This window comes from Serratia marcescens (assembly GCF_006715005.1).
Classification (GTDB): Bacteria; Pseudomonadota; Gammaproteobacteria; order Enterobacterales; family Enterobacteriaceae; genus Serratia; species Serratia montpellierensis.
The window spans coordinates 3,048,612-3,063,978 of sequence record NZ_VFMJ01000001.1 but is presented as its reverse complement, the minus strand read 5'-3'; the positions used below and the strand labels follow the sequence as shown (position 1 = coordinate 3,063,978).

The window sequence follows — 15,367 nt, the reverse complement described above, 5'->3', positions numbered from 1 at the left end:
TCTCAATAGAGTTCCAGGTGCAGGCGCTGCTGCTCAATCAGCGTCTGCCACAGGTTTTCCGCCCCGCAGGCGTGCTCCAGCGCCGTCGCCACGGCATGTTCCAGATACTGGCGATTGCCGCACAGGTAGACATGCGCGCCCCGCCGCAGCAGGCCGCTGATGGCATCGGCATGATCGCCGATAGCATGCTGCACATAGTATTTGGCGGCGGCGTCGCGCGAGAAGGCGGTGATGAGCCGCGTGAGCACGCCCGCCGCGTTCAGTGCAGCCAATTCCTCGTGATACAGAAAATCTTCATCGCGCCGTTTTTCGCCGAAGATCAGCACGGTTTCGCGCTGTTCGCCCTGGGCGGCCATTTCGCGCAGCAAGCCTATCAAGGGCGCGATGCCGGTGCCGGTGCCGATAAGCAGCACCGGCACAGTGGTATCGCGCGGCAGGTAAAAGCCGGGGTTGGCGCGGCAGAAGAGGCGGAAAGGGCCGGGGTGGTTGAGCAGCCAGCCGGTCGCCGTGCCGCGCCGGGTGCGGCCGCCGCGTTCATAATGTACGTCGCGCACGCACAGATCGAGGCTCTCTTCCCGCGTTGCCGAAGCGATGGAGTAGGCGCGCGGCAGGCAAACGGGCAGCAGCGCCAACAGATTCTCCAGCGTGACCGTCTGCGACGAGCAAAAATCGTGCAGCACGTCCAGCAGATCGGCGCCGTACAGATAGCTCTCCAGGGCTTTGCGCTGGCGGATCTTGAGCAAGCCTTTGAGATCTTCGCTGTCGGCCAATTGCGCCAGTTCGCGCAGCGTCGTTTTGCTGAGTTGGCGCAGCTCCCGGCGGCGCAGCGCGTCGGCGGCCTCCGGCCTGCCGAGCCAGTCAGCCAGCCGGGTCAATAATCCTTCGTCGTTCTCCGGCAACAGATAGACGGTATCTCCCGCCCGGTAAACGATGCCGCTGCCGGCGATATTGAGCCGCAGATGCCAGGCCTGCGGCGTGCGTGCGCTGAGCGGCCGCCGTTCGAGAAGGGCGGCGCTGAACGCATGGTCTTCACCGTAGGCGGTCACGCGCAGATGCAAATCGCGGCCGGCCTGGGCATCACCGGCCAGCACCTTCTCCAGCGTCGTCAGCCAGGTTGCGAAGAACGGTTCGAAGTTAACGTCGGCGTCGACGCGATTGACGATGGTGCGGGCGCCGTATTGCGTCAGGCGCGCATCCAGCGCCTGCGTGAAGCCGCAGAAATGCGGGTACGCGGTGTCGCCGAGACCGAAGATGGCGTAGCGCAACCGGGAGGGAGCCGGCCATTGCGCCAGCGCGTCGGAAAAACGCTCGGCGTTGGCGGGCGGTTCGCCGTCGCCAAATGAGCTCGAGACGATCAGCAGGGCATCACGCTCGCCCACATCGGCGGGCTGGATGGCGTTGAGTTCTTTCACGACGGGGCGGTAGGGTTGCAGGCTGCTTTGTTCACCCAGGCGCATCGCCAGCGCCCGGGCGTTGCCCGACTCCGAACCGTAACCAATCAGGATGCGTTCGATAAGGTCGGCCATGGTGGTTACTTGTCGTAGTGGTTGTCGAACTGTTCTTTGGCGAATTCCACCGATTCGAAGTCGGTCATCAGATCGTTGATCACGCGGCGGATGCTGATATAGGCCTCGATATTGCCCTGGGCGTCATACAGCGGCTGCACCGTGGTGTCGACCACGTACAAGACGCCGCCCTTGCCGACGTTCGGGATGATGCCGGTCCAGATGCCGCCCGCCTTGATGGTGTCCCACATCGCTTTATAAACCGCTTTCGGCACGGAAGGGTGACGCACGATGCTGTGGGGCTGGCCCACCAGCTCTTCCCGGGAAAAACCGGTCAGCTGGCAAAACAGATCGTTGACGTAGGTGATGGTGCCCTGCAGATCGGTGGTGGAGATCACCATCACTTTATCCAGCGCGGCCAACAGCTGGGCGGAATCGAGGGTCTGACTCATGGTAGGTTCCTTCTCATTAACTTCGCGGTGAATGCCACGGCGGACGTCATGTATCCGTCATGACAGTTTTGTAATTGATTCTCATTTGCGATGAATGGTAATCGGGAATTTTATAAGTTGCAATAAAAATGCATCTTTAAGGGCGCAGAAAGATCGCGATGAGGCAGGCTGGGAGGAGGAAGCCCGCGCCGGGTGCGGCGGCGGGCCTATCGGGCGGTCTTAGCGGGGGTCTTCGGCCCAGCCTTTGCGTTTGCTGGTTTTGCCGATGCCGGGGTTGAAGCTGTTGGTCGGATCGGCTGTGCGGTAGAACGCCTGCAGATCCGCCTTGGCGTGGTACAGGTGGCCGACGTTATGCTCCGCCGGGTACTCGGCGCCACGCCGGTTAAGGATCTCGAGCATCTTTTCCTTCAGCGCGTGGCTGTCGACGCCTTTTTTCACCACGTAGTCCTGATGGAAGACGTGGCACATAAAGTGGCCGTAATACAGCTTATGCACCAGCTGGCTGTCGATCTCCGGTGGCAGGGTTTCGAACCAGTCGGTGTCGTTGCGGCGCAGGGCGATATCCAGCGCCAGAATATCCTCTACCTTATCGGCGTGCACCGCATGGTAGCGCACGGCGGCGCCGGCGGCAGCGAAGCGGTGCAGGAAGGCCTTTTTGCCTTCGTCAGGCGTGCAGGCGAAGAAAGCGCCCTCGGCCTGGGCGAAGTACTCGGTCAGGTAGCGCTGCGCCTCGTCTACGCCGGGGCCGGCCATCTTTAGCAGCAGGTGATGTTCGAAACGTTCGCGGTAATCCTTCATGCGCTTCGGCAGGTGGCTCGGTGCCAGATGGCTCAGGCCCTGCATCAGCCGATCGGTCAGGTTGTGCGGCAGCAGCGGCAGCTTGTTGAGGCTGGCGTCCATGCGGCCTTTCAGGGTGAAGAAGCGCGGCATTTGATCGGTGCCGAGCTTGTCGATCATCATGAAGGTGTCTTTGCCGTACACCTCGGCGATGTCGAAGATATCGCGGTGCATATACTCACCGGCCACCGGCAGGTTTTCGAACTGGCTCAGCATGTGGCGGCGCAGTTCGGTCAGCACCGCGGTGTCGTTGGTGCCGATATAGAACACCTGCTCTTTGCCCTCTTTCTCGAAGGTGTCGAGCCGCACCGCGAACACCGCCAGCTTGCCGGCGCAGCCGGAGGCCTCGTACAGACGGCGTTTGTCGGCGTTGAAGCGGGAAGGGGTGTCGGCATCGACGTCGCGCACCCGGCTGGCGTACTCGTTATCCGAGGCGCGCAGCTCGCCGTACTCGACGTCTGTCGGGCGATAGTCGCCTTTTTCCAGCCGGGTGAGGATCTCTTCCGGCGTGTCGCCAAGCCGGATGCCCAGATGGTTGACCAGGCGCAGCTGGCCGTCTTCCCCGAGCTGGGCGTACAGCGCCATTTCGGTATAGGCCGGGCCGCGTTTCACCAGCGAGCCGCCGGAGTTGTTGCACACGCCGCCGATCACCGAGGCGCCGATGCAGGAGGATCCGATCACCGAATGCGGTTCGCGGCCGTAGGGTTTGAGCAATTTCTCGAGGTGGTGCAGGGTGCTGCCGGGGAAGCCGACCACCTGCTTGCCGTTGTCCAGCACCTGAATATGGTCGAGGCGCAGGGTGCTGACGATGACGATGTCGCGATCATAGTCGTTGCCGCTGGGGGTTGACCCTTCGGTCAGGCCGGTATTGGCGGCCTGCATGATGACGATTTTGTCGGCGGCCACGCAGGCCTGCAAAATGCGCCACAGCTGCAGCAGGCTGGTGGGAAACACCACCGCCAGCGCCTGGCCTTCGCCGGAGCGGAACCCCTTGCGATACCGCTCGGTGTTGCGATCGCCGGTCAACAACTGCGGGCCGCCGACGATGTCTTTAAGCTGGTTGAGAAATGCCTGATTGCCTGACTGCATGCTGCCTGTCTCCCTGTCATCTCCGCTGTTTTAGCTACGGTGCCGAAGTGGCGTATGGCAATAATATGTCAATGGCGGCGTTCCAGGGGAAGCGTTTTTGCTTTTGGCCAGCGGTCAGGTTGTTTATCAGTAACGCCTGTTTGGCGTAGGAGGGCGGTGATACCGCTCCCGGGTGGGTTCCCCGCAGGGCGTGCGCAAAATCGGGATTCTGCGGGGAACCGCCTCTCAAGCCTGTAACAGCTTAATAAGCTCTTTAGCCAAATGTGCATTTTTGGCGGTCAACAAATTACCGCTTGCTAATATTCCTTGCTGGTTGCCATTAAGATCCATAACGGTGAAGCCGGCTTCTCTTGCACAAATAATGATGGCCGCACTGTCCCAGGGTTTCATTATCGTATCAATCGCCGCATCCGATGAACCATTGAATACGGATACATGCTGGATACAGTCCCCTGAGAACTTGAATAATTTCGCACTTTCCAGCACGGCAATGAGATTCCAGGGCGTGTCGCCGTTCTCAAGCCATGTCGAGGTGCCATGGATACCTGATGCTGTTATTGTCGCTTGTTCTACCCGCGTCGCTTCGGTCTGATCCGCCTCAGTGAACAATCTCCTGACACTATTTTCACCCGTATGGATAAAGCACCCTTCGTTTTTTCCGGCATACACTAGAGTATTGATTGCGGGTAAACCGATGGTGCCCATCACCGGCTCTCCTTCTTTGACTAAAGCGATGAGGGAGCCATATACCGGGATGCCTAACTTATACCAGGTCGTGCCGTCTATAGGATCTATCAGCCAATATAACTGGCAGTCATCGGCAATCTCACAGCCCAGCTCCTCGCCATAAACGGGGATATCAGGGGTTAATGCCTGTAGTCTCTCCCTTATATACGCCTCTGTTTCCACATCGGCCTCACTCACAATGCTGAAATCCTTCTTTTCAAAAAACGTCACTTCATTTTTTTTGCCTTCAATTATTGAGAAGGAGGACAAGGCGATCTCTTTAACTTTTTGTAATAAACCGCTGAATTCCAATTCGTTCACTATTCCATTCCATATCAATTAGTTAGTGGTTGTATGGTCCGTAAAAATGCCCTTGAAAAGACGCTCGAAAAACGCCGCGAAAGGCGAAAAAGGGGCCTGTTGCCCCAAAATATACCCATTGGCTAAGATAGCAGCATTGTTTTTTCTGCCATGCGCACCACGGCAGGATCGTCGGTGATGGATTTGACTTCACTAATGGGTATCCATTCCAATTTCGTCGATTCTTTGGAAAGCGCTGTCTCGGCGTGTTTATCTGCGATCAAACACAGGGTGATATCATAATGAAGATGGGCTGCGGTTTTAGGGTTTTCAGGTATTGGATGTATGTCGATATCAATCACAAAGGCCCCGTCAGCCGCTATGTTCTGGATACCGCTTTCTTCCTGCGCCTCTCTTAGGCAGGCGTCTAAAAATGTTTTATCGCTGCGCTCGATGTGCCCGCCCAGTTGGAACCACCGATTTAACTTTGCATGCAGCGTCAGCAATACTTTAGTCTTATCATGGTTTAATACCCAGGCGGATGCCGTAAAATGCCCAAGTTTAGAGGTCTCAAATAATACATCATCTCGGCTTTGCAGAATACTCAACATATTCAGCTTATGTTCTTGCTCCTTCTCATAGTTGGTTTGGTAGTTTTCCAATAAACTGTAAATTTCATTTTTCATAACGTCAAGCTCACTTTGAATTAAAATGATGTCACCAATAAAACATTAAAATGCATCATAAGAGATGTCTTAAACGGGGCAAAATAACCGATGTCTAACGATTAAATCATTAACTACATGGCGGCTACCCAGTTTTTTGCCGATTTATGGGCCAGGGAAAAGAGCTCGTCATGATTCAGGTTGCTATGGGCCAAGCTGACAAAGGAGTTGTGCCCCTCCATAATCAACAAACCATTCCGCATAAGCTCACTCTTCAAACGGCCTCTCTGCATAGCGTCATTGACCAGATCTTGACTAAACACCAGGTCAAAAAGAGCGTTATTGAAAAGTGGTTTAGCCATCAATAGATTATCGGCGCCAGCTTCTTTAAAGGCAGAGTTCAACGTCGTCACGATAGCCCCACCGGCCTGTGAAATCAGGTTATAACCATCGCACTCTTTCATGATTTCCGCCACGGCAAGGGCCGCATGGGAGGAAAGGATTTCTTTGGTGTGCGTTCCGCCGATACGCGCTTCGCGATAGATAGCAATGCTGTCAGGTTTCCCGATCAGAACAGCAAGAGGCAAGCCATTTCCTATTGCCTTACCTAACACCACATAATCAGGATCGAAATCTGGGTTGTTCGCCAAATAACCGCCAGGGTTGGTTCTTCCCGCCGTTTTCGTTTCATCCAACAGTACTTTTATGCCATAAGCCTTGCACATCTCTATTGCAGACTTAATCTTCTCCTCGGGGAAAAAAGCCAATTGATACACGTCCAGTGCAAATATGGCAATGTCGCTTCCATGTTCCTGAAGCAGTTTATCCAATTCAGACAGATCGCCATTAATCCAGTTGAAAACGGCCTCTTCACCGGTGACGCCGCGCATGCCTTTTACATAACGTAAATCATTTCTTTTAGCGCTGCCCAAGGCTTCATGCCAGCTCGGCGACATATAGAGCTGGGCGTCATGCCATCCCAAGAAACCGCACCTCAGGATCTTTTTGCGCTCGGTTTCCATCATTGCGCACCGGAACGATGCCGTTACGGCCTCAGAGCTGGTTTTAAATAAGGAGATAACTTTAGAACCGACATAGACACTTTCAAACAGGTCGGACAGCAGGCTGTGCACCTCACCGAATCCAGGGAAAGACAATCCCAAACAGAGAGCATCACTCAATTTTTTATTAAAATCGGGATGGCTGTGTCCTAATATAACGGGCCCGATACCTAAAACGAAATCCAAATACTCATTGCCGTTAGTATCTTCGATTCGGTATCCCTTTCCCTTTCTGAATTGAATGGGATGCCCGTTTGTATCTAAAAGTCTGTCACTGCCCACTAATGGTGAGAACATTTTAATTAATCCTTATCAATCAAGCTAAAACAACGTGTTGTTTTTCTGGGAGGTGTTTAAGTTTTTTCCACGAACTATGTGAAAAGCCATACATTCTAATTAACCAGCGATCATTCCCATCATAATTTGCCGAACCGGAAAGATTATCCCTCCCATGCAGGGCAATCCTGTTGTTGATGATGAGGATGTCGCCAGGCTGCAAAACAACTTTGTTGATATATTGGGGATCAGAAAGATGCTTTCTGAGTTTTTCCAGTGCTTCATTAGCGGCATCGTTGATCCCGACAAGCTTAGAATTGCTGTATCTAATCACCAATCTGCCGTTGATATCCCCAATAACACTGACATTCTCTATTTTTGAGTCAACGTCAAAACTGGATTGGCTATTGGCGATATATTCAGGCCGCATTAGCTGTTCTATGGTCGAATAGCTTAAATTGTTAAGAATGTCATCCAATGACCAAATTGTTGTTGCCGCTTGAATCGGGTTTCTCAAACACGCCAGTGCAAAAACCTCAGGAGCAATAATCTGATTTTGAGTATCGTCAGGCAGCATTTCCGACCAGTGGCCATTGACGACTTCAGTATGTGGAGATAACGACTTTGTAGAGCGAACCCAAGACTTTTCATTGTTTTTTGCAGGCATAACCATATGCGCCAATCGGCCTTGCATTTCATTCAGGTAAGAGGAAACGGTGTGTCCCGTAACACCTAGCAGGGCCATTAACGTTGACGCGGGTTCAATCCATAAACTGGTATCAGGTGCTTCATCATTGCAAGGAGTAGGGGGGAGTGCTGTGGTCGAAAAACAATTACGCATTAATAAATATCCGTATTTTTGCCTTTCAGAAAACCATGACAACTCTGAATAAACATTGCCGTCATTGGCTAGCTGTTTGCGAATATTTTCTTCTGCAATGCTTTTTACTATATACGGACTGATTTCTTGATTGTAAATCGTGAACTTACTTTTTGTGATTATATCTTTGAGGTTAAAATTAGATAAATCAAGCGTTAGACCTAACGATGACAATTTGACATTCCGTGATAAATGCCTCACACATTATCTCCTTTGAGGTGACTTAAAAATAAAGTTATTTATGCACTGTTATTTAACGCCATATAAATTTTTTAATATAAAAAACTGTACTGCATTGAATATGCGTACTTTGAGTTGCCATGCAAGATTGATAGCTATTGATTATGCAAGAACGAAAATAAAAAGGATGGTTTGCAGTCAAAGTGATGAAGTAGAGAATTACCCCCTCACACAGTCATCATCCATGCTGGCATAACAATATCTCTATCTCGTTCAGTAGTACCGGTAATTTGTAAACAAAATGCTATTTTTAATTACAAATTACGAAAAAATTATACAAATACATAACGTAATGTAAAGTGATTTTTTATATTCATGTTCAACCATAATACTAAATATAATTTATAAATAAATAATACCTTAATGTAATTAAAAAGCCCTTGATTTATCTTGGAAATAAAATCATGCTCACTATCACGATGGATTATGCATGAATCAAAAAAAACTGAGATAGGTATATGTTTTTGATTTTTTTGATAAAAATAAAAATCCATGTCGCTATCAAGATGACTTTACGACAAGGTATGTGTAGCCTTTAATTGGTTTTTTTGGTTTTGTGATTTAATTTTAATTAGTTTTATTTATATTTTTATGCTCTGGAATCGTCAGGAACTCTGTATGCGCAAATGCCTCACATGCTGTCTTATGTTAATTTTAATTTATCCTTTAGGTGTGGACTTATATCTTGTTGGCTTACCTGATATCGCCAGGGACCTGAATGCTTCTGCCGTCGACCTTCATACCGCATTTTCAATTTATTTGGCGGGTATGGCATCAACCATGATTATCGCAGGGATAGTTTCCGATCGGTTTGGTCGAAAACCCATTGCGTTATTGGGGGCGCTTATTTTTTCCTGTGCTTCATATGGTGCAGCATTGACTATCACGGCCGATCAATTTCTTTTTGCACGGTTTTGGCAAGGCGTCGGCGCCGGTTTCTGTTATGTCGTCACTTTTGCCATTCTGAGGGATGCTCTGGACGATGATAAGCGTTCAAAAGTGCTCTCCGTAATTAACGGCATTACCTGCATCGTTCCCGTTATCGCCCCGGTGCTGGGATATTTACTGTTAATGAATTTTAAGTGGCCAAGTCTTTTCACCGGCATGGCTATTTTCGCCGGGATATCATGTTTTGTCTGTTTAGTTTGGCTTGATGAAACCTATCACAAGAATAAAGACGCACATCAAGCAACAGACCGCAGTGGTGAAAGCCTACTCTCATCATTATTTTTAAGCCGTTTGTTCATCACCTGCCTGTCAATCACAGCGATCTTGACCTATGTGAATACCTCGCCAATTATTTTAATAAACCAAATGGGGTTTTCTACCGCTCAATACTCTATCTCGATGGCTGTGCTTGCAAGCTTTAGCATGGCCACCTCATTTTTAATGCCTTACTTACTTTCCTGGCTGGGCCAAACAAGGGTTCTATTCCTGTCACAGATGTTATTTTTAGTCTGTGCTTGCGTATTTTTCTTTACGCAGGCGCTATACCTGAACACCTATTTAAATCTTGTTGGATTCGCCATGATTGGCGTTAGTTTCGCTATGGGGTTTGGGGTCTTAATGAGCCAGGCGCTTAAGCCGTTTAAACAAAATGCCGGATTGGCGAGCTCCGTACTGGCGATTTGCCAGATCGCTTTTTCTGCAGGCTACATCTGGACTATGGGGATGCTTGGCGTGAGCGCAGTCAATATGCTGATTATTCTGTTGGTGTTTTCCAGCATCGCAAACGTGATCATATTGATCGCTGTACCCAATGAGCAACGCAGCCTTCAGGTGTAGAGACCTCGTCGTTTGGCGTAGCCCTTTCTCCTGGACAAACACGGGCAGAAGAAAGGGCGTGAGCGCAGTCGAGTTCGCTATGCTGGCGTACTGCGTTCATAAGCTAATGGCTTATTGGCTTATTGGCTTATTGGCTTATTGGCTTAGTAGCGTTCTGCATACCCGGCGCGGCGCTCTTCGTCGCGCAGCGTCAGGATCTCCACGCCGTCGGCGGTGACCGCCACGGTGTGCTCCCACTGCGCCGACAGTTTTTTGTCGCGTGTCACCACCGTCCAGCCGTCCTTCTTCTGCTTGATGCGGCGGTCGCCCTGGTTGATCATCGGCTCGATGGTGAACACCATGCCTTCCTGCAGCACCAGACCGCTGCCGGGTTGGCCGTAGTGCAATACCGCCGGCTCTTCGTGCATGTCGCGGCCGATGCCGTGGCCGCAATACTCCCTCACAATGCTGTAGCCGGCCTGCTCGGCGTGCCGCTGGATGGCGTGACCGATATCGCCCAGGGTCGCGCCCGGTTTCACCGCGCGAATGCCCTGCCACATCGATTCATAGACGTTGTTCACCAGCCGTTTAGCCAGCGGCGTCACCTGGCCGATGCAGTACATCTTGCTGGAGTCGGCGATATAGCCGCCGTTTTCCAGCGTGATGTCCACGTTGACAATCATGCCGGAACGCAGGATTTTGCTGGCCGACGGCACCCCGTGGCACACCACGTCGTCGATTGAGGTGTTGAGCACATAGGGGAAGTCATACTGCCCTTTGCTGGCCGGGCGCGACTGCAGCTCTTCGACGATAAACGCCTCGGCGCGGTCGTTGATCTCCATGGTGGAGATGCCTTCGACGATGACCTCATCGAGCATCGCAAACACTTTGGCCAGCAGGGCGCCGGAATGGCGCATTTTGGCAATCTCTTCCGGCGTTTTAATCACGATCTGTTTCACCCGACAATCTCCTTCAGCGTCAGCGCGTTATCTTTCATCATTTTTTTTACCAGTTGCGGGTAGGTCAGTTCCGGATGGAACTCCGCCAGCATGCCGATCTTGATCCAGTACTCGGCCTGCGCGTTGATCGAACGCGTCATGGTCAGGCTGGCGAGGCGCAGATCGTCATGCAGCACGTCCGAAATTTTTACGATGCCCATCGGCGTCTCCATAAATGAATAATATATGAAGTGTATACGTTTAGGATGGTCGCGATGTGGCATTCTGTGGCGTAAGAAGATTCTGGCAACAACGATTGCCGCCGCCAGACAATGCGTTTATTGTGATGAACGACTTTTTTGCCATGATTTTTCAGAAGGATTTAAGGCGTGACTAAACTACGTGTTGGGGTGATTTTTGGCGGTAAATCGGCGGAGCATGAGGTGTCGCTGCAGTCGGCCAAAAACATTGTGGATGCAATCGACAAAGAGAAGTTTGACGTCACGCTGCTGGGGATCGACAAACAGGGGCAGTGGCATATCAACGACGCCTCCAACTACCTGCTCAACGCCGAGAACCCGGCGCTGATCGCGCTGAACCGCTCGAACAAGAACGTGGCGCTGATCCCGGGCCAGGAAAAACAGCAGCTGATCGAAGCGGGCAGCGCCGGCGCGCTGGGCCAGCTCGACGTCATCTTCCCGATCGTGCACGGCACGCTGGGGGAGGATGGCTCGCTGCAGGGGCTGCTGCGCATGGCCAATATGCCGTTCGTCGGCGCCGGCGTGCTCGGTTCGGCGGTCAGCATGGATAAAGACGTGACCAAGCGCCTGCTGCGCGACGCCGGGCTGGCGGTGGCGCCGTTCGTCACCCTGACCCGCGCCAACCGCGCCGGGTTTACGTTTGAGCAACTGAGCGAGCGCCTCGGCCTGCCGTTGTTCATTAAACCGGCCAACCAGGGCTCCTCGGTCGGGGTCAGCAAGGTGGAAAACCGCGCCGAGTTTGACGCGGCGGTATCGCTGGCCTTCAGCTTCGATCACAAAGTGCTGGTGGAGTCGGCGATCGTCGGCCGCGAGATCGAGTGCGCGGTACTGGGCAATGACGATCCGCAGGCCAGCGTGTGCGGCGAGATCGTGCTGAGCGACGCTTTCTACTCCTACGACACCAAATACATCAATGAGCAGGGCGCTCAGGTGGTGGTGCCGGCGGCAATCGCGCCGGAAGTGAGCGACCACATCCGCGAGGTGGCGCTGAAGGCGTTCCGCACGCTGGAGTGCTTCGGGCTGGCGCGGGTGGATGTGTTCCTGACGCCGGACAACCAGGTGGTGATCAACGAAATCAACACGCTGCCGGGCTTCACCAACATCAGCATGTATCCCAAGCTGTGGGCCGCCAGCGGCGTCAGCTATCAGGCGCTGATCACGCGCCTGATCGAATTGGCGCTGGAGCGCCATCAGCAGGATCGCGCGCTGAACAGCTCGGTGTTCGATCGCTAAACGCGGTAGGGGGCGGCGGTGCCGCCCCGTCTATCATTTCACCGTCACGTCGATGTCGCCGAAATACTTCTTCGACAGCGCCGCCACCGTGCCTTGCTGCTTCACTTTGGCGATGGCGGCATCCAGTTTTTTCTTCAGCCCCTCATCCCCTTTACGCAGGCCGAAGGCGATGCCTTCACCGAGGATTTTGTCGTCGCGCACCGCCTCGCCGACGAAGGCGAAGCCCTTGCCGTCCGGCTGCGACAGGAAGCCGCTTTGCCCCGACGGCGCCATAACCAGCGTGGCGTCGAGCCGACCGGCTGCCAGATCGAGATAAACCTGATTCTGATCCTGATAAGACACCACGTCCACGCCCGCCGGCGCCCAATGGGTTTTGGCGTAAATCTCCTGAATCGATCCTTGCAGCACGCCCACGTGTTTGCCCGTCAGCGATTTGGCGTCGGGCAGCAAGCCGCTGCCGGATTTGGCGATCAGGCGGTTTGGCACCTGATAGATGGCGTCGGTAAAGGCGATCGCCTGGCGACGCTGTTCAGTCACGTTCATCGCCGAGTTGATGGCGTCGAACTTGCGCGCCTGCAGTGCCGGGATCAGGCTGTCGAACGAGGTTTCCACCCAGCTGCATTGCAACTGTGCGGCGGCGCACACCGCGTCGCCCAGCTCGATGTCGAACCCTTCCAGTTTGCCGCTGGCGGATTTGGACTCGAACGGCGGATACAGTGCTTCCAGGCCGAAACGCAGGCTGTTTTCCGCCGCCGACGAAGCGCCGGCGGCCAGCAGGCATCCGGCGGCGAACAGCGTTTTCAAAGCTTTCATAGGCAGTGCCCCTTTCCCATGGTCGGACAAAAAATTACACCTGGCTCAGGCGGCGCGCGCCTTCCAGCAGGGTCTCGTTATCTTTGGAAAAACTCAGCCGGATTAGGCCGGTATCGGTGCCGTCGCTGTAGAACGCCGACAGCGGGATCGTCGCTACCTTCGCTTCGCGGATCAAGCGCACGGCGAAATCATTGTCGCTTTCGTGACTGAAGCCGCTAAAACGGGCCAGCATGAAGAAGCTGCCGCGGCTGGGCAGTAGCTCAAAGCGCGAATCCTGCAGGGCGCTGGCCAGCAGATCGCGCTTTTGTTGGTAAAACGCCGCCAGCCCCAGGTAGCTCTGGGGATTGGCGAGCGCGGCGGCGAAGGCGTGCTGCATCGGCGTATCGGCGGAGAACACCATGAACTGGTGCACCTTGCGGATCTCGTCCATCAACGCCGCCGGCGCCAGGCAATAGCCAACGCGCCAGCCGGTGACGTGGTAGGTTTTGCCGAACGACGACACGATCACGCTGCGTTCCGCCAGCTGCGGATAGCGCGCCATGCTGTGGTGAATATCGCCGTCGAACACCACATGCTCGTAGACCTCGTCGGACAAGATCACGATATCGGTGTCGCGGGTCAGGGCGGTCAGGCGGTCGATATCCTGCGCGTCGAACACCGCGCCGGTCGGGTTGTGCGGCGTGTTGACGATGATCATGCGCGTTTTGCCGTTGATGGCGGCGGCCACTTCGTCCCAGTCGACGCGAAAGTCCTGCAGCGACAGTTTGATCGCCACCGGCGTGGCGCCCTGCAGGCGCACGATCGGTGCATAGCTGTCGAACGCCGGTTCGAAATAGATCACCTCGTCGCCGGGATGCACCAGCGCGCTGATCGCCGAGTACAGCCCTTCGCTGGCGCTGGCGATCACCGTGATTTCTTCGTCGGCGTCATAGCGCGCGCCATACAATCGTTCAGCTTTTTCTGCCAGAGCAGCACGTAACGCCGCCACGCCGCTCATCGGCGCGTATTGGTTATGACCTGCGCGCATGGCTTGCGCCGTTGCCTCGATCAGCTGTGGATCACCGGCGAAGTTGGGGGCGCCCTGCGACAGATTGAGGGCCTGGTGTTCGGCGCTGAGTTGGCCAATAACGGTGAAAATGGTGGTGCCGACGTCCGGCAGCTTCGAGCGGGATGAGCAGGCGCTCTGCATGATGGGCTCCAGGCAAACAGGGAAGTGTTGAGCGATTAAGCATCAGCCGGCGTAGGCGGACAAGGGAAAGTTTGTCATACTTGCCATGCACTACGATCATACCTAATCGAGGCCCGCTATGCCGATATCCCTGCCGTCGCTCGACGTGTTGAAAACCTTTGTGGTGGTGGCGCAACGCCTCAACTTTACCCATGCCGCCCGGCAGCTGCACCTGACGCAGGGGGCGGTCAGCCGGCAAATTCTCGGGCTGGAACAGCGTCTGGGCTATCCGCTGTTCAGCCGTCAGGCGCGGGGTTTGGCGCTGACGCCGCAGGGCGCGCAGCTGCTGGCGCCGGTGCAGCAGGCGCTGGGGCAGTTGGATGAAGCCCTGACGCGGGCCGCCGCACCGCCGGGGGCGCTGCGCATCAAATGCCCGACCTGCGCCATGCGCTGGGTACTGCCGCGCATCATTCGCCTGCAAAATGAACGGCCGGATATGCATATCGAGCTGACCGCTTCGGTGTCGCACGGCCTGGATTTCAGCACCGAGCAGTTTGACGCCGCGGTGGTATTCGGTCGGCCGCCGGGTAAAAAGCTGACCGCGCACTTGCTGTTCGATGAAATCCTCACGCCGGTCTGCACGCCGACGTTTCTGCCGCCGACGCCTCGGCTGGCGGATTTGACGGACAAAACCCTGCTGCACCCGACGCGCGATCGGCGCGACTGGCTGTGCTGGCTGAAGGCGGCGGGCGCCGATGCATTGCCGTCCGGCAAGGCCCAGCATTTCGATACCCTCGATCTGGCGATGAGCGCCGCGCTGCAGGGGTTCGGCATCGCCATCGGCGATCTGTGCCTGCTGGAGGAGGATATTCAGGCGCAGCGCATCGTGACGCCGTTCCCGCTCTGCGTCAGCAGCGGCGCGGCCTATTATTTGGTCTATCCTGAACGCACGGTAGCGCCGCCGACGTTAACCGCGCTGGTCGATTTTCTGGCGGCGGAGGCTGCCGACAGCCGCACCCGGCTGCGGAATTACCTGCCGATAACCTGTAATGCTTTGTAAACATTACCGATGCGAATTCCCTTGGCGATGAAACAGAGTGTGGCAAACTGTTTCTTCACTCCGATTAAACTCCGCGGCGTTGGCGGCGGAAACACGCCTG

General features: G+C 54.5%; 14 protein-coding genes. 3 read left to right on the top strand and 11 right to left on the bottom strand.

What is annotated here, in order from left to right:
• Nucleotides 1-2: 2 nt before the first annotated feature.
• From FHU12_RS14760 to FHU12_RS14730, 7 genes are all read right to left on the bottom strand, one after another.
• A complete protein-coding gene (locus FHU12_RS14760; RefSeq protein WP_141970219.1) occupies nucleotides 3-1,526 on the bottom strand; it encodes a flavodoxin domain-containing protein in 1,524 nt (507 codons plus the stop codon).
• Nucleotides 1,527-1,531: 5 nt separating this feature from the next.
• Complete coding sequence (locus FHU12_RS14755; RefSeq protein ID WP_023447580.1) at nucleotides 1,532-1,957, bottom strand: PAS domain-containing protein; 426 nt, start codon at nucleotides 1,955-1,957, stop codon at nucleotides 1,532-1,534.
• A 219-nt stretch (nucleotides 1,958-2,176) separates the two neighbouring features.
• Nucleotides 2,177-3,883, bottom strand: coding sequence for a D-lactate dehydrogenase (dld, locus tag FHU12_RS14750; protein WP_141970217.1), 1,707 nt, complete (start codon nucleotides 3,881-3,883; stop codon nucleotides 2,177-2,179).
• A gap of 225 nt (nucleotides 3,884-4,108) precedes the next feature.
• Nucleotides 4,109-4,930, bottom strand: coding sequence for an inositol monophosphatase family protein (locus FHU12_RS14745; protein ID WP_185742313.1), 822 nt, complete (start codon nucleotides 4,928-4,930; stop codon nucleotides 4,109-4,111).
• A gap of 122 nt (nucleotides 4,931-5,052) precedes the next feature.
• Nucleotides 5,053-5,595, bottom strand: coding sequence for an NUDIX hydrolase (locus FHU12_RS14740; RefSeq protein WP_141970212.1), 543 nt, complete (start codon nucleotides 5,593-5,595; stop codon nucleotides 5,053-5,055).
• 113 nt (nucleotides 5,596-5,708) lie between these two features.
• Nucleotides 5,709-6,932 carry an aminotransferase class III-fold pyridoxal phosphate-dependent enzyme gene (locus FHU12_RS14735; RefSeq protein WP_141970210.1) on the bottom strand — a complete coding sequence of 408 codons (1,224 nt, stop codon included), beginning with the start codon at nucleotides 6,930-6,932 and terminating at the stop codon, nucleotides 5,709-5,711.
• A 19-nt stretch (nucleotides 6,933-6,951) separates the two neighbouring features.
• Nucleotides 6,952-7,965, bottom strand: coding sequence for a TauD/TfdA family dioxygenase (locus FHU12_RS14730; RefSeq protein WP_141970208.1), 1,014 nt, complete (start codon nucleotides 7,963-7,965; stop codon nucleotides 6,952-6,954).
• 684 nt (nucleotides 7,966-8,649) lie between these two features.
• Between FHU12_RS14730 and FHU12_RS14725 the strand changes: the two genes are divergently transcribed.
• Nucleotides 8,650-9,816, top strand: a complete 1,167-nt coding sequence (locus tag FHU12_RS14725) for an MdtL family multidrug efflux MFS transporter (RefSeq protein WP_141970206.1) — start codon at nucleotides 8,650-8,652, stop codon at nucleotides 9,814-9,816.
• A gap of 143 nt (nucleotides 9,817-9,959) precedes the next feature.
• Here the strand turns inward: FHU12_RS14725 and map are convergent, their stop codons facing one another.
• Together map and FHU12_RS14715 are read right to left on the bottom strand one after the other, a co-directional pair.
• Nucleotides 9,960-10,754, bottom strand: a complete 795-nt coding sequence (gene map / locus FHU12_RS14720; protein WP_141970203.1) for a type I methionyl aminopeptidase — start codon at nucleotides 10,752-10,754, stop codon at nucleotides 9,960-9,962.
• On the bottom strand, nucleotides 10,751-10,954 hold the full coding sequence (locus FHU12_RS14715; protein ID WP_065506039.1) for a ParD-like family protein: 204 nt from the start codon (nucleotides 10,952-10,954) through the stop codon (nucleotides 10,751-10,753). Before FHU12_RS14715 ends, map begins: the two co-directional genes overlap by 4 nt.
• Before the next feature lie 168 nt (nucleotides 10,955-11,122).
• Between FHU12_RS14715 and ddlA the strand changes: the two genes are divergently transcribed.
• Nucleotides 11,123-12,226, top strand: a complete 1,104-nt coding sequence (gene ddlA / locus FHU12_RS14710; RefSeq protein ID WP_141970201.1) for a D-alanine--D-alanine ligase — start codon at nucleotides 11,123-11,125, stop codon at nucleotides 12,224-12,226.
• A gap of 33 nt (nucleotides 12,227-12,259) precedes the next feature.
• Here the strand turns inward: ddlA and FHU12_RS14705 are convergent, their stop codons facing one another.
• Both FHU12_RS14705 and FHU12_RS14700 read right to left on the bottom strand, forming a co-directional pair.
• Nucleotides 12,260-13,039: an ABC transporter substrate-binding protein gene (locus tag FHU12_RS14705; RefSeq protein ID WP_141970199.1), complete on the bottom strand. Its 780-nt coding sequence runs from the start codon at nucleotides 13,037-13,039 to the stop codon at nucleotides 12,260-12,262.
• 34 nt (nucleotides 13,040-13,073) lie between these two features.
• A complete protein-coding gene (locus FHU12_RS14700) occupies nucleotides 13,074-14,228 on the bottom strand; it encodes a methionine aminotransferase (RefSeq protein ID WP_021503974.1) in 1,155 nt (384 codons plus the stop codon).
• A gap of 118 nt (nucleotides 14,229-14,346) precedes the next feature.
• Between FHU12_RS14700 and FHU12_RS14695 the strand changes: the two genes are divergently transcribed.
• Nucleotides 14,347-15,267 carry a LysR substrate-binding domain-containing protein gene (locus FHU12_RS14695; protein ID WP_141970197.1) on the top strand — a complete coding sequence of 307 codons (921 nt, stop codon included), beginning with the start codon at nucleotides 14,347-14,349 and terminating at the stop codon, nucleotides 15,265-15,267.
• The last annotated feature ends 100 nt before the right edge of the window (nucleotides 15,268-15,367 follow it).

Excerpts from the sequence above, each read along its gene's own strand:
- FHU12_RS14740 (WP_141970212.1), bottom strand. The coding sequence starts at position 5,595 with ATGAAAAATGAAATTTACAGTTTATTGGAAAACTACCAAACCAACTAT.
- FHU12_RS14705 (WP_141970199.1), bottom strand. The coding sequence starts at position 13,039 with ATGAAAGCTTTGAAAACGCTGTTCGCCGCCGGATGCCTGCTGGCCGCC.
- FHU12_RS14725 (WP_141970206.1), top strand. The coding sequence starts at position 8,650 with ATGCGCAAATGCCTCACATGCTGTCTTATGTTAATTTTAATTTATCCT.
- FHU12_RS14695 (WP_141970197.1), top strand. The coding sequence starts at position 14,347 with ATGCCGATATCCCTGCCGTCGCTCGACGTGTTGAAAACCTTTGTGGTG.
- dld (WP_141970217.1), bottom strand. The coding sequence starts at position 3,883 with ATGCAGTCAGGCAATCAGGCATTTCTCAACCAGCTTAAAGACATCGTC.
- FHU12_RS14755 (WP_023447580.1), bottom strand. The coding sequence starts at position 1,957 with ATGAGTCAGACCCTCGATTCCGCCCAGCTGTTGGCCGCGCTGGATAAA.
- FHU12_RS14715 (WP_065506039.1), bottom strand. The coding sequence starts at position 10,954 with ATGGGCATCGTAAAAATTTCGGACGTGCTGCATGACGATCTGCGCCTC.
- FHU12_RS14760 (WP_141970219.1), bottom strand. The coding sequence starts at position 1,526 with ATGGCCGACCTTATCGAACGCATCCTGATTGGTTACGGTTCGGAGTCG.
- FHU12_RS14735 (WP_141970210.1), bottom strand. The coding sequence starts at position 6,932 with ATGTTCTCACCATTAGTGGGCAGTGACAGACTTTTAGATACAAACGGG.
- FHU12_RS14700 (WP_021503974.1), bottom strand. The coding sequence starts at position 14,228 with ATGCAGAGCGCCTGCTCATCCCGCTCGAAGCTGCCGGACGTCGGCACC.